The 21,425-nt window shown below is 62.2% G+C and carries 21 protein-coding genes; 15 read left to right on the top strand and 6 right to left on the bottom strand.

Annotated features, from left to right (window positions below; genetic code table 11):
- Positions 1 to 361: 361 nt before the first annotated feature.
- The 4 genes from R2669_RS11030 (at position 362) to R2669_RS11015 (ending at position 4,941) form a co-directional block, all read left to right on the top strand.
- Positions 362 to 670, top strand: coding sequence for a DUF485 domain-containing protein (locus tag R2669_RS11030; protein WP_147214408.1), 309 nt, complete (start codon positions 362 to 364; stop codon positions 668 to 670).
- Positions 667 to 2,397 carry a cation acetate symporter gene (locus R2669_RS11025; RefSeq protein WP_316873842.1) on the top strand — a complete coding sequence of 577 codons (1,731 nt, stop codon included), beginning with the start codon at positions 667 to 669 and terminating at the stop codon, positions 2,395 to 2,397. The genes R2669_RS11030 and R2669_RS11025 overlap by 4 nt, the downstream gene beginning before the upstream one ends.
- Before the next feature lie 64 nt (positions 2,398 to 2,461).
- Entirely contained in the window at positions 2,462 to 4,288 is a 1,827-nt protein-coding gene (locus R2669_RS11020; protein WP_316900100.1) for a DUF294 nucleotidyltransferase-like domain-containing protein, read from the top strand.
- Entirely contained in the window at positions 4,288 to 4,941 is a 654-nt protein-coding gene (locus R2669_RS11015; RefSeq protein WP_410003872.1) for a 3'-5' exonuclease, read from the top strand. Before R2669_RS11020 ends, R2669_RS11015 begins: the two co-directional genes overlap by 1 nt.
- 16 nt (positions 4,942 to 4,957) lie before the next feature.
- Here the strand turns inward: R2669_RS11015 and R2669_RS11010 are convergent, their stop codons facing one another.
- Genes R2669_RS11010 through R2669_RS11000 form a run of 3 tightly spaced genes read right to left on the bottom strand, consistent with a single transcriptional unit; the run spans position 4,958 to position 7,540 of the window.
- Positions 4,958 to 5,269 (bottom strand): sodium/substrate symporter small subunit, encoded by a 312-nt coding sequence (locus R2669_RS11010; RefSeq protein ID WP_147214411.1) that lies wholly within the window; start codon positions 5,267 to 5,269, stop codon positions 4,958 to 4,960.
- Positions 5,266 to 6,834, bottom strand: a complete 1,569-nt coding sequence (locus R2669_RS11005; RefSeq protein ID WP_147214412.1) for a sensor histidine kinase — start codon at positions 6,832 to 6,834, stop codon at positions 5,266 to 5,268. The genes R2669_RS11010 and R2669_RS11005 overlap by 4 nt, the downstream gene beginning before the upstream one ends.
- Positions 6,827 to 7,540 carry a response regulator gene (locus R2669_RS11000; protein ID WP_232042045.1) on the bottom strand — a complete coding sequence of 238 codons (714 nt, stop codon included), beginning with the start codon at positions 7,538 to 7,540 and terminating at the stop codon, positions 6,827 to 6,829. The genes R2669_RS11005 and R2669_RS11000 overlap by 8 nt, the downstream gene beginning before the upstream one ends.
- A 265-nt stretch (positions 7,541 to 7,805) precedes the next feature.
- Between R2669_RS11000 and recA the strand changes: the two genes are divergently transcribed.
- From recA to R2669_RS10950, 10 genes are all read left to right on the top strand, one after another.
- Positions 7,806 to 8,864, top strand: a complete 1,059-nt coding sequence (gene recA, locus R2669_RS10995; protein WP_027678137.1) for a recombinase RecA — start codon at positions 7,806 to 7,808, stop codon at positions 8,862 to 8,864.
- A gap of 96 nt (positions 8,865 to 8,960) precedes the next feature.
- Positions 8,961 to 9,440 carry a recombination regulator RecX gene (recX, locus tag R2669_RS10990; RefSeq protein WP_316900097.1) on the top strand — a complete coding sequence of 160 codons (480 nt, stop codon included), beginning with the start codon at positions 8,961 to 8,963 and terminating at the stop codon, positions 9,438 to 9,440.
- A gap of 289 nt (positions 9,441 to 9,729) precedes the next feature.
- Positions 9,730 to 10,356: a DUF2889 domain-containing protein gene (locus R2669_RS10985; protein WP_316900095.1), complete on the top strand. Its 627-nt coding sequence runs from the start codon at positions 9,730 to 9,732 to the stop codon at positions 10,354 to 10,356.
- Between the two features lie 66 nt (positions 10,357 to 10,422).
- Positions 10,423 to 11,589 (top strand): ADP-forming succinate--CoA ligase subunit beta, encoded by a 1,167-nt coding sequence (gene sucC / locus R2669_RS10980; RefSeq protein ID WP_027678134.1) that lies wholly within the window; start codon positions 10,423 to 10,425, stop codon positions 11,587 to 11,589.
- A gap of 94 nt (positions 11,590 to 11,683) precedes the next feature.
- A complete protein-coding gene (gene sucD, locus R2669_RS10975) occupies positions 11,684 to 12,565 on the top strand; it encodes a succinate--CoA ligase subunit alpha (protein ID WP_009239052.1) in 882 nt (293 codons plus the stop codon).
- A gap of 157 nt (positions 12,566 to 12,722) precedes the next feature.
- The gene (locus tag R2669_RS10970) at positions 12,723 to 13,418 is read left to right on the top strand and encodes a TerC family protein (protein ID WP_316900093.1); all 696 of its coding nucleotides are present in this window, start codon (positions 12,723 to 12,725) and stop codon (positions 13,416 to 13,418) included.
- 185 nt (positions 13,419 to 13,603) lie between these two features.
- On the top strand, positions 13,604 to 14,125 hold the full coding sequence (locus R2669_RS10965) for a pilin (RefSeq protein ID WP_316900091.1): 522 nt from the start codon (positions 13,604 to 13,606) through the stop codon (positions 14,123 to 14,125).
- A gap of 249 nt (positions 14,126 to 14,374) precedes the next feature.
- On the top strand, positions 14,375 to 14,875 hold the full coding sequence (locus tag R2669_RS10960; RefSeq protein ID WP_316900089.1) for a pilin: 501 nt from the start codon (positions 14,375 to 14,377) through the stop codon (positions 14,873 to 14,875).
- A gap of 75 nt (positions 14,876 to 14,950) precedes the next feature.
- Positions 14,951 to 16,690, top strand: coding sequence for a PglL family O-oligosaccharyltransferase (locus tag R2669_RS10955; RefSeq protein WP_316900088.1), 1,740 nt, complete (start codon positions 14,951 to 14,953; stop codon positions 16,688 to 16,690).
- 186 nt (positions 16,691 to 16,876) lie between these two features.
- Positions 16,877 to 17,383: a pilin gene (locus R2669_RS10950; protein ID WP_316900085.1), complete on the top strand. Its 507-nt coding sequence runs from the start codon at positions 16,877 to 16,879 to the stop codon at positions 17,381 to 17,383.
- A 63-nt stretch (positions 17,384 to 17,446) separates the two neighbouring features.
- Here R2669_RS10950 and moaC read toward each other — a convergent pair whose 3' ends face one another.
- A complete protein-coding gene (gene moaC / locus R2669_RS10945) occupies positions 17,447 to 17,923 on the bottom strand; it encodes a cyclic pyranopterin monophosphate synthase MoaC (RefSeq protein WP_316900083.1) in 477 nt (158 codons plus the stop codon).
- A 105-nt stretch (positions 17,924 to 18,028) separates the two neighbouring features.
- Here moaC and R2669_RS10940 point away from each other — a divergent pair, with 105 nt between their 5' ends.
- Complete coding sequence (locus tag R2669_RS10940; RefSeq protein ID WP_316900081.1) at positions 18,029 to 19,732, top strand: beta-barrel assembly-enhancing protease; 1,704 nt, start codon at positions 18,029 to 18,031, stop codon at positions 19,730 to 19,732.
- Positions 19,733 to 19,747: 15 nt separating this feature from the next.
- Here R2669_RS10940 and R2669_RS10935 read toward each other — a convergent pair whose 3' ends face one another.
- Positions 19,748 to 20,329: a DUF2946 family protein gene (locus R2669_RS10935; protein ID WP_147214423.1), complete on the bottom strand. Its 582-nt coding sequence runs from the start codon at positions 20,327 to 20,329 to the stop codon at positions 19,748 to 19,750.
- Entirely contained in the window at positions 20,322 to 21,398 is a 1,077-nt protein-coding gene (locus tag R2669_RS10930) for a YheT family hydrolase (RefSeq protein ID WP_316900079.1), read from the bottom strand. Before R2669_RS10930 ends, R2669_RS10935 begins: the two co-directional genes overlap by 8 nt.
- Between the last annotated feature and the right edge of the window lie 27 nt (positions 21,399 to 21,425).

Below are 21,425 nucleotides of genomic sequence, written 5' to 3'. Positions count from 1 at the left end.
AATCAAGCACTTGGGCTTGCGGCGTGGACTGCTGGTGCTGCGATCTGCCCCCTTGCCGGAATGCGTGCGCTGCATCATCGAACACCAGGCCGGCGGGTGCTTCGCCAGACGGCATGCGCACCTACTGCGAATGTGCAAACGCACAAGATTGGGGGCGATCGCGAACCTCGCTTCGGGCGATCCGAGCGGCCGCGCCGCCCGTTTTCCACTGGATGTCGTCTGCGGTTTCTTACGTTGTTTTGCAGCGCTAGGGAAAACCACTATCGCAGTAAACCGCCGCCGACGGCGTGAGTAAGAGTTCAGTCAGTTTCGCTATCCAGAATCGCCGCACACATTCCAAGAGCAAACCAGGAGACAGGCGATGCAGGATGGATTGGTAGGAAAAATCGAGGCGCATCCGAAATATGCGCAGCTCAAACAGCGGCGCAACAAGCTAGGCCTCGTTCTGACAGTGCTGATGCTGGCCGTGTACTACGGCTACATCGCGCTGATCGCATTCGATAAGCCGTTTCTCGCCAAGCCCGTGGGCACAGGCGTGATGAGCGTGGGCGTGCCCGTCGGTATGGCGGTGATCATCTTCACCGTCGTCATTACCGGCATCTACGTACGCCGGGCCAACAGCGAATACGATCAACTGACGCAGGACATCCTGAAGGACGTCGCCAAATGAAGAAGATGCTTTCGATCCTGCTGGTGGCGTTGCTGGCCGCTGGCGCCTGCGGAGCCGCTCTGGCTGCCGGCGGCGATGTCGGACAGACCGCCAAGCAGGAAACCAACACCACTGCCATCGTGCTGTTCGCATTGTTTGTGGCCGGCACGCTTTGGATCACGAAGTGGGCTGCCAAGCGTACGCGCTCTGCGGCAGATTTCTACACGGCCGGGGGCGGCATCACCGGCTTCCAGAATGGCCTGGCCATCTCGGGCGATTACATGTCGGCAGCGTCCTTCCTGGGCATTTCCGCCGCCGTGATGACTTCCGGGTATGACGGCCTGATCTACTCCATCGGCTTCCTGGTCGGCTGGCCGATCATCACGTTCCTGATGGCAGAGCGGCTGCGCAACCTCGGCAAGTTCACCTTTGCAGACGTGGCCGGCTACCGGTTCGAGCAAGGGCCCATCCGCAGCTTTGCCGCCGTGGGCACGCTGGTGGTGGTGGCGTTCTACCTGATCGCTCAGATGGTGGGCGCAGGCCAGCTCATCAAATTGCTGTTCGGGTTGGATTACTGGATTGCGGTGGTGATTGTCGGCGCGTTGATGATGGTCTACGTGCTCTTCGGCGGCATGACCGCAACCACCTGGGTGCAGATCATCAAGGCGTGCCTGCTGCTGGCCGGCGTGACGTTCATGGCCATCATGGTGCTGGCGCAGTACGGTTTCAGCCTGGAGGCGCTGTTCGCCAAGGCCGTGCAAGTCAAGACTGCCATTGCAGCCAATGCCGGCAAATCGCCTGACGAGGCCGCCAAGATTGGTCTGTCGGTGATGGCCCCGGGTGGCTTCATCAAGGACCCGATCTCGGCCATCTCGTTCGGCATGGCGCTGATGTTCGGCACCGCCGGTCTGCCGCACATCCTGATGCGTTTCTTTACGGTGCCCGATGCCAAGGAAGCGCGCAAATCGGTCTTCTGGGCGACCACCTGGATCGGCTACTTCTACATCCTGATCTTCATCATCGGCTTTGGCGCCATCACGCTGGTCCTGACGAACCCGGAACTGTCCGACGTGGCCAAGGGCGTCATCAAGGGCGGTGCGGGCACGGCCAACATGGCTGCGGTGCTGGTGGCCAAGACGGTGGGCGGCGATGTGTTCTACGGTTTCATCTCGGCCGTGGCCTTTGCAACGATTCTGGCGGTGGTGGCGGGGCTCACGCTGTCGGGTGCGTCGGCGGTGTCGCATGATCTCTACGCCACGGTCTTCAAGCATGGCAAGGCCAACAGCGCAGATGAGCTGAGGGTGTCGCGCATCACCACGTTGGTGCTGGGCGTGATCGCCGTGCTGCTGGGCATCGCGTTCGAGAAGCAGAACATCGCGTTCATGGTGTCGCTGGCGTTTGCGGTGGCGGCGTCGGCCAACTTCCCGGTGCTGTTCCTCTCGATGCTGTGGAAGGGCTGCACCACGCGTGGTGCCGTCATTGGCGGGTTCCTGGGCCTGATCTCGTCGGTGGCATTGACGATCGTGTCGCCCTCGGTGTGGGAAGCCACGCTGGGTTATCCCAAGGGCTCGGCGTGGTTCCCGTACACGTCGCCGGCGCTGTTCTCGATGACGATCGGCTTCGTGGGAGTGTGGCTGTTCTCGGTGTTGGACAGCAGTGTTCGCGCCAAGAACGAGAAGGCGTCGTTTGCCGCGCAGCAGGTTCGTTCGGAAACCGGCCTCGGTGCGGCCGGCGCATCGGGCCACTGATCGGCCACTGGCCACGCTGATCGGAGGCGGGTGACGCGATGCATCGCCCGTCTCCAAGGCAACCATGCCCAGCGCTTTCAACTTCAACGTCTGGCCGTTCGACTGCCTCAACCAGGACGAGCAGCGCCTGGTGCGCGAAGCCGTCGACATCGGCTACTACCCGGAAGGGCAGAACATCCTCGATACGGGTGCTGCACCGCTGCACCTGTTCCTGATCATCAAAGGCCACGTCGCCCAGTACGACGGCGACGAGCTCATCGCCACCTATGGTCCCGACGATTGCTTTGACGGCCGAGCGCTGGTGGCCGGCAAGGCGAGCAGCCGCTTCGTTGCTGCTGAAGAAGTCGTCGTCTATCAGGTTGCGCGGCAGGCGGTGCGTGACCTCATTGCCGCCAACGCCACTTTTGGTGCGCTGCTCTTTTCCGACCTCGGCAGCAAGCTCAGCGCCATTGCGCAGCGGCAAAGCATGGAAACGATGCAGTCGCTGGCCGTCTCGCACGTCAGCGACGCCTTCATCCGGCCCACCCATTTTGTTGACGCCGACACGGACGTGGTGTCCGTGGTCAAGCTGTTCCAGGCACATAACACTTCCAACGTGCTGGTGCGTGATGGCACCAGCAGCCCACCGCGCGTGGGCATCTTCACACGCAGCTCCTTGCAGCGCGCCGTCCTGCAGGGCACACCGCTGGATCGTCTGCCGGTGGGGCAGATGAGCCAGTTCTCGCTCATCACCGTGCCCGCCTCCGCACAGATCGGCGACGCCCTGACGCTGATGCTGCGCCACCGCGTTCACCGCCTGGTCGTCACGCAGGGGGACGATATTCTGGGTCTGCTTGAATCGCTGGATGTGTTCAGCTTCCTGGCCAATCATTCGTATCTGCTGACCGTGCAGATCAACCTGGCGCAGGATCTAGACGCGCTCGCGCAGGTGGCCGCGCAGATCACGCGGATGGTCGCGCTGCTCACGCGTGGCGGCTCACGCATTGACCACGTTGCCAGCCTCGTACGCGAAATCAACGCGCGCCTGTTTGAGCGTGCCTGGCAGATGATCGCGCCACCGGAACTGGTGGAAAACAGTTGCCTGTTCGTCATGGGCAGCGAGGGGCGTGGCGAGCAACTGCTCAAGACCGATCAGGACAACGCGCTGGTGCTGCGCGATGGCTATGTGCCTCCGGGTGATCTGCAGCACATCGTCACGCGCTTCTCCGACGCGCTGGCCGCGTTCGGCTACCCGCCTTGCCCCGGCGGCATCATGCTCAGCCGGCCTGAGTGGTGCATGAACGCAAGCGACTTTGCGCGGCGCATTCGCGAATGGCTGATCCTGCCAAGCCCCGAGGGCTTGATGCATCTGGCCATCTTCTTCGATGCCCATGCGGTGTGCGGCGATGCCGCGTTGCTCAAACAACTGCGACGGACGTTGCTGGAACTGACGATCGACAACGACGCCGTTCTGGGCCGCTTTGCCGCTGCTGTTGAAGCCTTCAGTTCCGCGCCGGGCTGGCGCGATCGCCTGCTGGGGTTTGCCGATCCCGATCCGGTCATCGACGTGAAGAAGGAGGGCATCTTCCCGATCGTCCACGGCGTGCGCAGCCTTGCACTCGCCCACCAGATACTCGACGAGACCGGCACCGTGCCGCGCCTGGACGCGCTTGTGCGTGCCGAGGCCCTCGATGCGCAGATGGCTGGCGAGCTGGCCGAGAGCCTGCACTTCCTGATGACGCTGCGGCTCAAGGCCGGGCTCGCGGAGCTCGAGGCGCGTCAACCGCTGTCGTGCGACGTGCATCTGGCGCGCCTGTCGTCGCTGGAGCGTGACCTGCTCAAGGACGCGCTGGGCGCGGTCAAACGGTTCAAGGCGCTGCTGCGGCAACGCTGGCGGACGGAGTGGATGTGATCATCGGCGGCGGTTTTTCTGCCTGGCTGCAGGCACTGCGCAAGCGGCGCCTGCTGCGCAGGTTGCGCGATCCGGCGTTCCGCTTCCTGTTCGACGCTCCGCCCTTAGACGAGTGGATCGCGCTCGATTGCGAGACCACCGGCCTGAACGTGCGCACCGACGAAATCATCTCCATCGGCGCCGTCCGTATTGTCGGCAATCGCATCCTGACCAGCGAATGCCTGGAGTTGCTGATCCGCCCGCAAGGCGAGATGCGCCCCGAAAGCATCTGCGTGCATCGTCTGCGCAATCGCGACCTGGACAGCGGTGTGTCGATCGAGCAGGCCGTCCACACACTGCTGCATTTCATCGGCAGCAGGCCTTTGGTGGGCTACTACCTTGAGTTCGATGTGGCGATGCTCAATCGGGTGGTGATGCCTATGCTTGGCATCGGTCTGCCGCAGCCCAAGATTGAAGTCTCCGCCTTGTATTACGACCATCAGTTTCGCCAGCTGCCGCCGTATCGGCAGCAGGGCGATCCCGATCTGGACCTGCGCTTCGCCACCGTCATGAAGGAACTGGATTTGCCGACGTGGGACGCGCACGAGGCGCTCAACGACGCGGTAATGGCCGCGTTGGCCTTTGTGAAGCTGCGCCACTTGGGGGCGGCATAACGCGCGCGGCGCGGTGTCAGATGGACGGCGGCTGGGTGGGTTCCGACCCGTCGCCCTGCGCCGCTTCGTCGTCTTGTGTGGCTGCATCCGCAGCGCGGTTGGTGCGCCATGCATACAGCACGGTAATCAGCACATAGACGATGGGCGCACCCTGCGCGCCGACCCAGTAGGCGAAGGTCCAGTCCGAGTTGAAGACGTGCATCGACAGGTCCCGCGCAAAGAAGGCGACCACGAACGTCACCACAAACCACATCGCGAGCAGCGCCGCGATCCAGCGCATGTTGGCAACCCACCGGCGGCGCGCCGGGGTTCCGGGCGTGATGCTCATGCGGTGGCCTCGTCGCCGAGGGAGGCGCGATGCAACGTGATGCGAAAGCGCGCCCCCGCCAGCCGCGGCGACGCCTGATACACGTTGTCGAGCACCTCGATGTCGCCGCCGTGCTGCTGCACGATTTCCCGCACGATGGCCAGGCCCAGCCCGCTGCCCTCGGCCTGCGTGCCGAGAATGCGGTAGAAGCGCTGCATCACGCGTTCGCGCTCCGCCACGGGGATGCCGGGGCCGGTGTCGTCCACGTCGATGAAGACGAACGGCTCGAACGGCGCGGTGGTCACGCGCACGGTGACATGTCCGCCGTCGGGCGTGTAGCGGATCGCGTTGTCGAGCAGGTTGTTGAGCATCTCGGCGAGCATCGTCGCGTTGCCCGAAATCGTGACGGGCGGCCCAGGCTCCTCGAAGCCGAGGTCGATCTGCTTGGCCCACGCCTTGGGCAGCCAGTCGGCCACCACCTGGCGCGACAGCGCGCAGATATCCAGCGGCACCATGCCGTCGGTGGCCCCCATGTTTTCCATGCGCGCGAGCGAAAGCAGCTGCTTGACGAGGTGCGCGGTGCGATCCGAGCTGTCGGCGATATGTGCGAGCGTGCGGCGCAGTTCGTCGGGCGACTGTTCGCGCTGTGCCAACTCAGCCTGCATGCGCAGACCGGCCAGCGGCGTCTTCATCTGATGCGCGGCATCCGCAATGAAGCGCTTCTGCGTGTGCACCGATTGCTCAAGGCGCCCGAGCAAGTCATTGAACGATGCCACCAGCGGCGTCAGCTCCTGCGGCGCGGCACCTTCGTCGATGGGGCTGGTGTCGCCGGGGTTGCGCGCGCGGATGCGCTCCTGGATCGCATTGAGCGGCGCCAGCCCGCGCGTGAGCCCAAACCACACCAGGATCACCGCCAACGGCAGGATCACGAACTGCGGCAGGATCACGCCCTTGATGATTTCGTTGGCCAGTTGCGCGCGCTTGTCGAGCGTCTCCGCCACCTGGACCAGAGCGGGTTTGCCGTCCGAGCCCGGCCGCTGCACAAAGGTATAGGCAACGCGGATCTCTGTGCCGTGGATGTGGTCGTCGCGCAGTTGCACGAGGCCGCCCGCATTGGCGTCTTCTTCGGGCGGCAGCGGCAGGTCGCGGTCCCCGGAGACAAACTCGCCGTTGGTGCCCAGCACCTGGTAGTAAATGTTGTCGGTTTCGTCCGCACGCAAAATCTCACGCGCGGAGATCGGCAACTGCAGCGTCACGCGTCCGTTGACTTCGCGCAGTTGCTGGCTGAGCACGATCGCGCTCGATTCCAACGCGCGGTCGTATGGCGCATTCGCAATCGACTTGGCCACCAGGTACGTCACCGCAATGCTCATTGGCCACAGCAACAGCAGCGGCGCGAGCATCCAGTCGAGAATTTCGCCGAAGAGGGACCGGGCGACGGGCCGCGTGGCGTCGTCTTCGAGGTGGGGGAGGGTATCGGCGAGGTCGCTGTCGTCGTCGCGGCCATTGGCCCCGGGCGCCGTGTCGCCGCGCTCGCGCAGCGATGCGCGATGCCGACGCCACGGCCAGGCCAGCCGATCACCCATGGGCAGCAGTCGCGGTGGTGGTCGTGGGGGTGGCCATGCGTTCCAGGCAATAGCCCAGCCCGCGCACGGTCGCGATGCGGATGCCTTCCACTTCGATCTTCTTGCGCAGCCGGTGGATGTAGACCTCGATGGCGTTGTTGCTGACTTCTTCGCCCCAGCCGCAGAGGTGGTCGACCAGCTGCTCTTTCGACACCAGGCGGCCGACGCGCGCCAGCAGAATCTCCAGCAGCCCAATCTCGCGCGCCGAGAGTTCCACCACCTGATCATGGATATAGGCAATGCGCCCGACCTGGTCGAATGCCAGCGGGCCGTGGCGCACGAGTGTGGCGCCGCCGCCCGTGCCGCGTCGCACCAGTGCACGCACGCGTGCTTCCAGCTCGGACAGCGCGAAAGGCTTGGCCATGTAATCGTCGGCGCCCAGGTCCAGGCCCTTGACGCGTTCTTCCACGCTGTCGGCGGCGGTCAGGATCAGCACCGGCAGCATGGCCCCGCGCGAGCGCAGGCGTTTGAGGACCTCCAGCCCCGACATACGGGGCAGGCCCACATCGAGAATCAGCAGGTCATAGGTCTGGGCCGTCTGCGCGGACAGCGCCGCGTCGGCAGTCGCCCCGTCGGAGGCTTGGTCGACGGCATAACCCGCCTGGCGCAGCGAGCGTGTAAGCCCGTCAGCCAGCGTGGCGTCGTCTTCGGCAATCAGGATGCGCATGCGTGTCTCCCCGCGATGCCGGGCAAGATACCTTGCCCATCCCGCCCGCTACATTGTTTTCGCGCGACATCTGTTCTGGAGACTTGTCAAAACCACTGGTTTTTTATACAGTACTCCGAATTCGCGGTGCTGTAGTCTTGGCGGCGCTAAAGTCATGGAATGGGTCGCGTCGGGGCAATCAGCCAGCGGCCCGTTGTTGCAGGCAACCGCTGGAATCGCAAGCCCTTGCGGCCCATTTATACACCAATTTGCACGAAGGACGACCATGGAAGACGGTAAGAAGGCAGCTGCGATGAGCGCAGAAAAGCAGAAGGCGCTGGCTGCCGCGCTCGCGCAGATCGAAAAGCAGTTCGGCAAGGGCTCCATCATGAAGATGGGCGACGCCGAGGTCGAGCCGGTCCAGGTCGTGTCCACGGGGTCGCTCGGGTTGGACGTGGCGCTGGGCGTTGGCGGCCTGCCGCGCGGCCGTGTCATTGAAATCTACGGTCCGGAGTCGTCGGGTAAGACCACGCTGACACTGCAAGTGGTTGCCGAGATGCAGAAGCTGGGCGGCACCTGCGCGTTCATCGACGCAGAACATGCGCTTGACGTCACTTATGCGGACAAGATTGGCGTCAGCGTGCCGGACCTGCTGATCTCTCAGCCGGACACGGGTGAGCAGGCTCTGGAAATTGCCGACGCGCTGGTGCGCTCGGGCTCGGTTGACCTGATCGTCATCGACTCGGTGGCCGCGCTGGTGCCGAAGGCTGAAATTGAGGGCGAAATGGGCGATGCGTTGCCCGGCCTGCAGGCCCGTCTGATGAGCCAAGCGCTGCGCAAGCTGACCGGCACCATCAAGAAGACCAATTGCATGGTCATCTTCATCAACCAGATCCGCATGAAGATCGGTGTGATGTTCGGCTCGCCGGAAACCACCACGGGTGGTAATGCACTGAAGTTCTACGCTTCGGTGCGTCTGGACATCCGCCGTATCGGCTCGATCAAGAAGGGCGACGACGTCGTCGGCAACGAAACCAAGGTCAAGGTCGTCAAGAACAAGGTGGCGCCGCCGTTCCGCGAAGCCATTTTCGACATCCTTTACGGCCAAGGTGTGTCGCGCGAGGGCGAAATCATCGACCTCGGTGTGGAAGCCAAGATCGTTGAAAAGTCCGGCGCCTGGTACAGCTACGGCGGCGAGCGCATCGGCCAAGGCCGCGACAACTGCCGTGAATACCTGCGCGAGAACCCCGACCTCGCCCGTGACATCGAGAACAAGGTCCGCGAAGCACTGGGCGTGACGCCGATGGGCGCCGTCGCAGTGGCCGAGGAAATCGGAGAAGAGTAATTGGGTTGGCCGTCGGCGCAGATCGACGGCTCTATCGAGCTTCATACGCCTGCCGTCCCCCAACGGCGGGCGTTTTCTTTTTGAGCCTGAAACTGTATGCCGCTGCCGCGCCCACCCTTATCGCTGAAGGCTCGTGCGCTGGGCTATCTGTCTCGGCGCGAGCACAGCCGTATCGAATTGCGCCGTAAGTTGGTGCCGCACGCCGAGTCCGTCGAAGAGGTCGACGCGCTGCTGGATTGGCTGGAAGGCGAAAACTGGCTTTCCAACACGCGTTTTGCTGAAAGCATGGTCCACCGCCGCGCGGGTCGCTACGGTACAGCGCGCCTGATGCAGGAGTTGAAGACACATCAGCTTGGCGCAGAGACGCTGGGCGAGGTCAAGGCGCAACTGCAAAGCACGGAAGCCGCCCGGGCCAAAGCCCTCTGGGAAAAGCGCTTCGGCCGCCCACCGGCCGACTTGGCCGAACGTGCCAAGCAGGTGCGGTACATGATGGCGCGTGGATTCTCCCGTTCCGTCGTGTCCCGCATCATCGCGGGGGCCGATGAACTGCTGGAAGATGGCGACGAGTCGGCCTGAATGCTGCCATCTCGCAACAATTCGTCCGGACAATCTCTTGTGTGCAGATCCCGTGGGTTGCACCTCACGCTGTTGTTGCAACCACTTTCACACCGCATTGCAGCACGTGATCAGTCTGGTCGTGACGACGTGTTAAAATGCCGGTCTTTGATACCGCCCCTAACCTTAATTTCGGTTGCACGGCGGTATGTTCGTGTGTGGCGGCTGATGCGCTGCTGCATACGTCCCGTAGGCGGCGCGCGAGATCCGCGTGCGCCGCCTCCATCGGTCCTATCGGTCTGTCTGGTCCATGCCTCTGTCTGCCCCCGTCCCGCGCGTCATGCGCCACCGCCGTGCCATCACGGTGGAGGCCTATTTGCGGGAAGACGGCCTGTGGGACATTGAAGCGCGTCTGACGGACACCAAGCCTCGCGATATCCCCCTGGCCAGCGGCGGCGTGCGCCCCGAAGGCCAGCCGCTGCATGACCTGTGGCTGCGCGTGACCATCGATACCCGCATGAACGTCGTGGATGCCGAAGCGTGTTCCGACTGGGTGCCGTACCCCACACATTGCGACACGATTGGCCCGGCCTACCGCAAACTCATCGGCCTGAACCTGATGAAGGGTTTTCGAAAGGCCTCGCGTGAGAGACTCGGCGGCGTGGCGGGTTGTACGCATCTGACTGAGCTGTGTGGCGTGCTGCCGACCGCCGCCATCCAGGCTTTCGCGGGCGACGTCTTCCCGGTGCGCGACAGCTCCACCGACCTGCGGCCAATCGAGCCCGGCGAAAAGCCGCCTTACCAACTCCACGGCTGCCACGCCCTGCATCTTGAAGGCGAGGTGGTCCGCAAGCATTACCCGCGCTGGTTTGCATACCAGCCCGAAGCCAAGATCCAACCGCCACCGACCGAACTCGCGCCCGAGCCCTCGTCCTGAAGGGCACCGCGCTGTTCGCGTTTTCAATACTCATCACACTCACTCTGCCTAGCAAAGGAAACACGCATGAATATCCATGAGTACCAAGGCAAGGAAATCCTGCGCAAATACAATGTGCCGGTTCCGCGCGGCATTCCGGCCTTCTCGGTCGACGAGGCCATCAAGGCTGCTGAAACCCTGGGCGGCCCGGTGTGGGTCGTGAAGGCACAGATTCATGCGGGTGGCCGTGGCAAGGGCGGCGGCGTGAAGGTTGCCAAGAGCATGGAGCAGGTCAAGGAATACGCCAGCAGCATCCTGGGCATGACGCTGGTGACGCACCAGACCGGTCCGGAAGGCAAGAAGGTCAACCGCCTGCTGATCGAAGAAGGCGCGGACATCAAGAAGGAACTGTACGTGTCGCTGGTGGTGGACCGTGTGTCGCAGCAAGTGGCGCTGATGGCATCGAGCGAAGGCGGCATGGACATCGAAGAAGTCGCCGAATCGCACCCGGAAAAGATCCACACGCTGCTGATCGATCCGCAAGCCGGTCTGCAAGACGCGCAGGCTGACGACATCGCCCGCAAGATCGGCGTGCCGGATGCTTCGATCGCACAAGCTCGCCAAGCCCTGCAAGGCCTGTACAAGGCGTTCTGGGAAACCGACGCTTCGCAAGCTGAAATCAACCCGCTGATCCTGACCGGCGACGGCAAGGTCATCGCACTGGACGCCAAGTTCAACTTCGACTCGAACGCGCTGTTCCGTCACCCGGAAATCGTCGCCTACCGCGATCTGGATGAAGAAGACGCCAACGAAATCGAAGCCTCGAAGTTCGACCTGGCCTACATCTCGCTCGACGGCAACATCGGCTGCCTGGTGAACGGCGCCGGTCTGGCCATGGCCACGATGGACACCATCAAGCTGTTCGGCGGCGAGCCGGCCAACTTCCTCGACGTGGGCGGCGGTGCCACCACCGAGAAGGTGACCGAAGCCTTCAAGCTGATGCTGAAGAACCCGAACGTGCAGGCCATTCTGGTCAACATCTTCGGCGGCATCATGCGTTGCGACGTGATCGCCGAAGGCGTGATCGCTGCGTCGAAGGCTGTGTCGCTGTCGGTGCCGCTGGTTGTGCGCATGAAGGGTACCAACGAAGACCTCGGCAAGAAGATGCTGGCCGAGTCGGGCCTGCCCATCATCGCCGCAGACACGATGGCAGAGGCCGCCGAGAAGGTCGTGGCCGCAGCCGCCGGCAAGTAAGCCGCCCGCTGACCCAACCATACGCGAACGCGGGCGGCGCCTCGAAGTACGCAACCGTACGACGGCGCGGCTCGCTGCATAAAAGGATTACAGCATGTCGATTCTGATCAACAAAGACACCAAGGTCATCACCCAGGGGATCACCGGCAAGACCGGCCAGTTCCACACCCGCGGCTGCCGCGACTACGCCAACGGCAAGAACTGCTTCGTCGCCGGCGTGAACCCGAAGAAGGCCGGCGAAGACTTCGAAGGCATTCCCATCTACGCGACCGTCAAGGACGCGAAGGCACAGACCGGCGCAACCGTGTCGGTGATCTATGTGCCGCCCGCTGGCGCCGCTGATGCCATCTGGGAAGCTGTTGAAGCTGAACTGGATCTGGTGGTTTGCATCACCGAAGGCATCCCCGTGCGCGACATGATGATGGTCAAGGACAAGATGCGTAAGGCCGGCAGCAAGACGCTGCTGCTGGGTCCGAACTGCCCGGGCCTGATCACGCCGGACGAAATCAAGATCGGCATCATGCCGGGTCATATCCACCGCAAGGGCCGCATCGGCGTGGTTTCGCGTTCGGGCACGCTGACGTACGAAGCCGTGGGCCAGCTCACCGCGCTGGGCCTGGGCCAATCGTCGGCAGTCGGTATCGGCGGCGACCCGATCAACGGCCTGAAGCACATCGACGTGATGAAGATGTTCAACGACGATCCGGAAACGGACGCCGTGGTCATGATCGGTGAGATCGGCGGTCCGGACGAAGCCAACGCGGCTTACTGGATCAAGGACAACATGAAGAAGCCGGTGGTTGGCTTCATCGCTGGCGTGACGGCTCCTCCGGGCAAGCGCATGGGCCACGCCGGCGCGCTGATCTCGGGCGGTGCCGACACCGCACAAGCCAAGCTCGACATCATGGAAGAGTGCGGCATCAAGACCACCAAGAACCCGTCGGAAATGGCACGTCTGCTCAAGGCGATGCTGTAATCGGCAAGGTTTGAGGTTGTGCGAGAACGGGGGCTTCGGCTCCCGTTTTTGTTTGATCGCGATGCAGCATGCGATCCAGGCACGACATGTGTATAAGCACCCAAGACGCTGCAAACCGATTTCCCCGCCAACCCGCAAGGACATCTTCGAGAACACTATGGCGCTCACCTCAAGCGCATTCTGGTTCGCACTCGGCTCCATCATCCTGACCAACATCGTGCTGTCGGGCGACAACGCGGTGGTCATCGCGCTGGCCGCGCGCAACCTGCCGAAGCGCCAGCAGAAGCGGGCCATTTTCTGGGGCAGCGCCGGCGCCATTGTGCTGCGCGTGGTGTTGACCGTGCTGGCCGTCAAGCTGCTTGCGCTGCCGTACCTGAAAACGATTGGTGCACTGCTGCTGGTCTACATCGGCGTGAAGCTGCTGACGGAAGCCGACGAGGAGGCCGCCGATCGCCATCAGCGTGCCGGCCTGTGGCCCGCCATCCAGACCATCCTGATCGCCGACTTTGTGATGTCGCTCGATAACGTGGTCGCTGTGGCCGCCGCGGCGGAGAAAGGACCGCCCGGCACGACGTTCCTGCTGCTGGTGTTGGGGCTTGGATTGTCGGTACCGCTGATCGTATTCGGCAGCACGCTGCTGGTGGGGGTCATGGCGCGCTTCCCGGTCATCATCACGCTCGGGGCGGCACTGCTTGGCTATCTGGCCGGTGACATGCTCGTCACCGATCCGATTGATGCGGCTTGGTTTGAGCGCGCCGTGCCGTATGCGGATGTGGTCGTTGGGTGTGCTGGAGCGTTGCTTGTGGTCTGCGTAGGCTGGTGGCTCAGCCGGCGGACGTTGCGCCAGGCCTAGTTCAAACGATTCCCCACGAAAGTAGGTGATGACGGGTTCTGTCCGGAATTCTGTCAAGAACGGTCAGATTTGCCCTCGACTTCCGGCCAAAGTGCGCCAGTTTTGGCGCGGATAGACAATGTGTGCCTTGGCATAGTCCCTGCAAGGTGGCCTCTCAACAACAAAATGCCTTTTGGGGAGAGGTCATGGGCTACAAGCACAGCAAGGGAACAAGGCGTCGGGCGGGCGGTTTTACGCTGATCGAGCTGATGATTGTGGTGGCGATTGTTGGGATTCTGGCGGCGTTGGCGATTCCGGCGTATCAGGACTATACGATTCGGTCTCGGGTGACGGAGGGGCTAATCATCGCTGTGCAGGCGAAGGCGTTGGTAGTCGAAAACGCTGCAAACGCACAAAGCAGCCTGTCTTTGGGCTCCGCTTCGCTGCCCGCCACACGCAATGTGGCCTCGTTGGATATTGATGGCAACTCTGGCGAAATTTCGATCGGGTTCACCTCGAGCGTGGCCGCCGCTGGCAACAACACGCTGATCCTGACGCCCTACTCCGGCACGGCGTCGTCTACTTACGCGAATCTCAGTGCGGGATCGGCTCCCCCAGCAATCGTGATGTGGGCATGTTCCGCGAATGGCAAACAAATGCCACCGAACGTCAACCGCATCGGGATGCCAACTCTGGACGCTCGATATGCTCCGGCGGAGTGTAGATAGCGGGCCTTGCGGTGGGTCGACGAGCCTACGGGCCATTTTCCTGTAAGCCGGGGCCGCTAATGACTTAGCGTTAGCCCCACAGAAATTGACGATCCCCGTCATGGCATGTCAAAAACTGTCACTTCATGCCCAAGCAGTAGAGCGAATAGCGACAGTTTTGACACACAAGTTCACAGAATCGGGGTGGCACAGTCCCTGCTCTAATAGCCGTGCATCATCCTTAACCAAATTTTTCCGGGGGAAAATTCAATGAAATCGACGCGTCGTCTGAACAAGCGTGTCCAGAAGGGTTTCACGCTGATCGAACTGATGATCGTGGTTGCGATCGTGGGTATTCTGGCTGCTATCGCGATTCCGGCGTACCAGGATTACACGATCCGTTCGCGTGTGACGGAAGGTCTGTCGTTGGCTGCTGCTACCAAGGTGCTGGTGGCTGAGAATGCTGCTAATGGCATTGACGCTGCGATGGGCTTTACCCCTCCCGGCTCGACCAAGAATGTCCAGAGCCTCAACGTCGCTTCGAGTACCGGTGTGATTACTGTTACCTATAATTCGAATGCTGGTAGCGGTGACCTGACGATTACGCCTTACTACACGAGTGGTGCGACCGGGTCGAATCTGTCAACGGGGGTCGTTCCTACTGCCCCGATTCAATGGCGTTGTGCCGCCGCTGGCGCCTCGGCTCCGTCGGGCGTCAACATTACGCCCGGGACGTTGCTGGCTAAGTACGCTCCGGCAGAGTGCCGTTAAGTTAAACTGGCTTGCATAGCAAGAGCGCCTTCGGGCGCTCTTTTTATTTTCGGCATTTCTTGGCCGTATTCACAGATGCGTCGATTTCCTGCCTTGTTGGTGCCGGTCTGGCTTGCTTTAGGGGTGTGCTGGCTCATTCCTTTTCTGATTGCACCGCATACCTATCCTATTCCGACGTTTTATTCCGAATCGGCCGCTGCGGTCTGCTGGATCGCTTTTGGCGCGGTGGTGCTGGGTATTACGTGGAGTCGAGCGGCCGGTTTGCCAAGCGCTGCTTTGGCGCCATTAGCGTTGGTCGTGGTGTTGATCGCACAGTTGACGATTGCGCCACCGCTGAATCCTTTCTTCTCCTTTGGGGCGATTGTCACCTTGCTGGCTGCTGCGGTCATTTGCGGATTGGGCTTGCGGTGCCGGGAAATGCCGGGCGTGCTGACTGCAATCGCGGTCGCCATCATTGTTGGAGGCTTGTTGACCGTCGTCATCGAGCTGCTGCAGCTATTCCGCGTCTCGAATTTGCCTAGCGCCTTTTTCTCCATGGCGCCCACGGGCATTGCTCGGCGCATGTGGGGCAATTTGAATCAGCCCAATCACGTCGGAAGCTATTTGGCGTTTGGGTTGGCAGCGTGCCTTTTTCTCGCACAACGATATCGGAAATGGCTTCTGCCCTTGCTTGTCGTGACGCTGCTGCTGTTGCTTGGCATGGCACTCACGTTCTCTCGAATGACGTGGATACACGTCGCGGTTGTCGGGCTGCTCGCAGGCATACCGCTCGCGGCCGAACGTAGGGGGCGTCCGTGGACAACGAGGTTGTTCGTTCTGGCAGCCCCGCTGGTGCTGCTTATGGTGGCGTATCAGGGCTGGAACTGGTTGATTGCATTGGCCAACGGAATCTGGACCTTTGATTTGCCCGGGTCCATGGGTGAGCGTCTCCAAGAAGGCGCAGGGCTGCGTCCGTTGCTGTGGAATCATGCCTGGCATATCTTCCTGGCACATCCGTGGCTGGGCGGCGGCTGGGGCGACTACGCCTGGAATCAGTACGTGCAAACCGATACGCTCGGCCCAGTCGAGATGTCGTTGAACGCACACAACATCGTGCTCGATCTGCTGGCGAAAGTTGGTCTACTCGGGTTGTTGGCTGCACTTGCCCCACTCGTATGGTGGGCATTCCACCTACGTGGTCGGTTGCGATCTCCAGATACCACGTTTCTGTGCGCCGCGGTTGCAGTCATGATTGTGCATTCCTTGCTGGAATACCCGCTGCACTACGTCTATTTTCTGTTTCCGTTTGCCTTTGCGTTGGGGTATCTGGATACCAAGACGCTGCGCTTTCCTTCGGGAGGCGTCGCCTGGGTCCTCTCCGGAGTGATTGTGATCTGCGGTGCAACGTTGGTAGCGCGCTTGTGGGTTGACTACCGCATTGTCGAACGACTTTATTTCACCCAAGACGGCGTAGCCAAGGAGTTGGCTAGATATCAAACCAGCGGCCAAATGTTGCTGGTGCCCTATGCAACGCTGGTCATGGCGATGAACGCTTCGGTCGATCGGGAAATGGCCCCCGTAATGGCGGCGCTGGAGCGGCAGGCCGTACAGTTCTATCCTGGCCCTGCGACGGTTCAGCGCTATGCATTGACGCTTGCATTGCAAGGAAAGAATGACGAAGCGCTCATTCAAGTACGGCGTCTTCGCAATCAATACTGGACGAGCTATGCGGCGCAATCCACTGTGCTCACGCAAGCTTGCGCAAAGAAGGCAGACGATCTCAAAGTGTTTTGCCGTCGCTTGAAATCCGAGAATCTACTCGTTGGAGGAGAGTGATTCATAGGAAACTCAGTCTTCCGATTTAAGCGCCTCGTTGGGGCGCTTTTTTATTGCAGGATTTAAGTAAGAATATTCCTATGTCTATGTAAAAATTAGTTGCGACTCATGGTATCGAGCCGCTTGTTGGTTAGTCTTCTCCGGCTTCATTGAGATAATGGATTCATATTCCAGTTGGAGGAGAAAATGCGGTTGAATCTAAAGATCAGTATGCTACGCCAGCAGGGTTTCACGCTCATCGAGTTAATGATCGTTGTGGCGATCGTCGGCATTCTGGCCGCGATTGCGGTACCAGCCTATCAGGACTACACCATCCGCGCGAAGGTTACCGAAGGTCTAACAATCGCCGCACAAACCAAGACTCTGGTTGCTGAGAACGCTATTGCGGGCCAGAGCGACCTGTCCAAAGGAATGTCGACATTTACGGCGACCAAGAACGTTTCAGAGCTGGCCGTCGATAAAGACACCGGTGAAATTGTTGTGACGTACGACTCGAAAATAGTGCCGGTCAACAAGAGCAAATTGGTTCTGATGCCGTATTCAGATAGCGCCAATCTTCAAGCTGGTAGTGTGCCTATGGCTGCAATTCAGTGGGTCTGCGCAGCAAGCGGAAAAAGCATGCCGGAGGACGGCGTGAAACTGGGTACTACTCCCACGCTGGATGCTAAATATGCTCCAGCTGAGTGCCGCTGATTTCCACCCGTCATAAGCAAAAAGAGCGTCAGAAAGACGCTCTTTTCTTTTGTCGGGACAGGATTATTCCGCCACCCAATCCCCCGACTTCCCCCCATGCTTTTCCAATAGCCGCACATCCCCAATCACCATCCCCCGATCCACAGCCTTACACATGTCGTAGATCGTCAGCAGCCCCACTTGCACCGCAGTCAGCGCTTCCATTTCAACGCCGGTCTGCCCCCGCGTCTCCGCACGAACCGTACACCGGACAGTGCACGCCGCCTCGTCCAGCGCAAACTCCACCGCCACCTTCGTCAACGCCAACGGATGGCACAACGGAATCAAATCCGACGTCCGCTTGGAGCCTTGAATCGCAGCAACGCGCGCAATCCCCAGCACATCGCCCTTTTTAGCATTGCCATCGCGCACCAGCGCAAACGTCTCGGGCAGCATGCGGATCGTGCCGGTGGCCACGGCCACGCGGTGCGTGACGGCCTTGTCGCCGACGTCGACCATATGGGCTTGTCCGGCGGAATCGAAGTGGGTGAGTTGCGACATGAGTGACAGAGCGTTTTGCGGGGCAGGGTACGAAGCGTTTTATGATAGCAAGCACCCGGCTTGCGGCGATGTTGCCGCGCTGATTCCGCTCCCCGTGCTTTCCGTATGACGTTTTCCCCTTTTCGGCCGCGCATCCGCAAGCTGACGGCCGCTGTGTTGTTGTCGACGTGGCTGGCGCCGTTGCCGTTGCCCGTGCTCGCGCAGGCGGCGGCGTCCGCGCCGGCAGCTTCGGTCAACCCTGGCCTGGGTTCTGCCGGGGCAGCCGATCAGGTGCAGAGCAACCTGAATCGCAGCGTGCAGATCGGCCGGCAGTCGCCGTATTTGCCGAAGGAGCCGACCGTCATTGACGCGCCGACGTACGAGTTGCCCGATATGGGCGATCCGTCGACGGCCTCGCTGTCGCCCGAGATGGAGCGGCGCCTGGGTGACCGCGTGATGCGCCAGATCCGCCGTGATCCGGATTTCGTGCCTGACCCGCTGATCACCGACTACCTCAACACCATCGGCTACAAGCTGATCGAAGCGGCGCGCCGTCAGCACGTGGCCGGCAGCACGTCGGCGTCGAGTTTCGAGCTGTTTGCGGTGCGGGATCCCGGCATCAACGCGTTTGCGTTGCCGGGTGGCTACATCGGCGTGAACACGGGCACGTTGGTCGCGACCGAGAGCGAATCGGAGCTGGCATCGGTGCTCGGCCACGAAATCGGTCACGTGCTGCAGCGGCATATTGCGCGCGGCATCGATAAATCCGGCGAATCGATGTGGATTGCGCTGGCGTCGATCCTGCTGGCGGGTCTGGCGGCCACCAAGAGCGGGGACGCCGCGCAGGCGCTGGCGATGGGCGGGCAGGCGGCGGCGGTGTCGAACCAGCTCGCGTTCTCGCGTGGCGCGGAGCGCGAGGCCGACCGCGTCGGTTTCACGCTGCTCACGGGCGCGGGCTACAACCCGGACGGCATGCCGGACTTCTTCCGTCGCCTGCAGCGCGTCACGAACATTGCAGATACCGGCGTGATTCCCGGTTATGCGCGCACCCACCCGCTGACCGGCGAGCGCATCGCCGACATGGAAGACCGCGCGCGTGGCCTGCCGCATCCGCGCCAACCGCGCCGCCCGGAATTTGGTTTTGCGAAAGTGCGTGCGCGCGTGCTGCAGGAAACGTCGACGAGTGCCTATATCGACGTGCGCAATGCGATGCGCTCGCAGCTGTCGTCAGCGCCGGATGCGCCGGTCGAGAAGCGCGCGGCCTTGTGGTACGGCGTGGCGGTTGCTAATCAGATGGCCGGGCGGCTGGACGACGCTGAACAAGCGCTGCAGGAAGCGCGGCGCCTGTACGGCAACATTCCCGGCATTACGTCGGGCAGCGTCGAGCTTGACGTCACGGCCATCGAACTTGCACGCGCGCGTAACCGTGCGCCGGAGGCGCTGACGTTGGCACGTGCGGCGCTGGCTGCGTATCCGCTGTCGCGCGCGGTGGGCATCAGCTATGCGCAAACGCTGCTGTCGGCCGGCCGGGCCGATGACGCGATTCCGTATCTGAAAGACAAGACTCGCGAAGATACTGCCCAGCCGATCTGGTGGGACATGCTCGCGCGGGCCTACGCCGACAAGGGTAAGCGCGTTGAGCAGCATCGCGCGCTGGCAGAGAAATACGCGCGGGATGGGGCGTGGGGGTCGGCCGTGGAGCAGCTGAAGCTCGCCCGCGATGCAGGCGATGCGGATTTCTACACGCTATCCGAAGTCGATGCGCGCTTGCACCAGATGGAGCGGCAATACCGCGAAGAGAAGGCGGAAGACAAGGCGCTGCCGAAGTAGGGCGCCCAGTCGATCCTATTCCGCTGGCTGGGCCACAAAGCCATAGCGCTTTGCGACTTCCGTGCGCGCAATCGGCTCAATGTCGAATGTCCGGTCTCCCAACGTCAGCGTTCCCAGCGCGGCTCCGCACGCTTCTCCGTGCCAGTTGGCCAACGAAGAAAACGGCTCCAGGTCATGATCGTGCAGCAGGGCGATGGTTTCCTCTGCTTCGAATCCTGCCACGCGGCCCGAGAGCAGCACGCTGCCTTGTTCGTCGACAAAGCAGCCGGTCGGCGAGAACGCAGCGCCCGTGGTCGTCGTGAAGGCTGGCGGCGTGCCACCGGCCGACAGCCGCGCCACCCAGGGCGTGTAGTCGAGTTCGACAAACACGCGCTGTGGCCCGTTCTGGAAGAACCAGCGTCCGGCATCGTCATGCGCGTAGTTGCGCACGATGAAGTCGATGAGCGCCGTGTGGCGAATCGGCTCGCCGGACAGTTTGTTGGCCTGCGCATATTCGTTGCGCATGCGCCATTGGCCGCGCCGATCCAGCGCCAGCCAACCAAAGCAATTCGGCACGTTCGGCCACTTGGCCATGGCCTGGCGGACGATGTCATCCATGAGCGTGGTCCGTGTCGGATTGGCGGCCCAGCACATCATCGAAAAAGCGCAGGACGCGTGCGGGCATCCAATCGACCCGGCCTGCCTTGCCATGGCGCAGCAGGAAGCCGACGTGGCCGCCGTGCAGCGGCTGGTCCAGCGTGATGTCCGGTGACACGTCGGCCACGCCGGGCAGATGCTGTCCGGGCAGGAACGGATCATTGCGTGCGTTCAGCACCAGCGCCGGCACACGCACGTCACGCAGCACGGGCTTCGACGAGGCGCGCGTCCAGTAGTCGAGCACGTCGCGAAAACCGTGCAGTGGCGCGGTGACGAGGTTGTCGAATTGGCCCAGTGTGCGCGTGGCCATCATGGCGTCGCGGTCGTACAGCCCTGGGTGCTGGTCGAGCTTCGCGTTGGCCTTGGCTTTGAGCGTGCGCAGAAACATGCGCGTGTAGACCATGTTGAAGCCTTTGGACAGCGCTGCGCCGCCGGCGCGCATGTCCAGCGGTGCGGAGACCGTCGCAGCCGCGGTCACGTAGCGGGCATCGCTGCCGTGTTCGCCCAGGTAGCGCAGCAACGCATTGCCGCCCAGCGAGATGCCGACAACCAGCAGCTTGCGGCCCTGCGGCTGGCAAACCGTCCGATAAAGGCGTTCCAGAATCCACGCGATCTCCGCGCCATCGCCGCAGTGGTACATGCGCGGCGCGAGGTTCATCTCGCCCGAGCACCCGCGAAAGTGCGGAATCACGCCCTGCCAGCGGCGGCCGCGCAGCGTGTCCATCAGCAGCCGCGCGTAATGGCTGCGTGAATCGCCCTCCAGACCGTGGAACATGACGACGAGCGGCGCGTGCGCGTCGGTTTCGTGCGTGGTCCAGTCGAGGTCGATGAAGTCGTGGTCGGGCGTGTTCCAGCGTTCGCGCCGATACGCAATCCGCGGAAAGCGCCACAGGCGCGCGGGCACGATCGTCTGTGCATTGCCGCCGATCAGCCACCACGGCGAACGGAACGCGTGCGGCTCGAACGGCCCAGCAAGCAGGGCGCTCAGATTCAGTTCAAGGGGAGTGGCGTGGCGAGACGGATGGGTCATCGAAAGAGACGGCGGCCACGCCAAGCG

This window comes from Ralstonia edaphi (assembly GCF_958350185.1).
In the GTDB taxonomy this organism is placed as follows: Bacteria; Pseudomonadota; Gammaproteobacteria; order Burkholderiales; family Burkholderiaceae; genus Ralstonia; species Ralstonia edaphi.
Note: the sequence above shows the minus strand (reverse complement) of the source record. Positions and strands in the feature narration are given on the sequence as shown.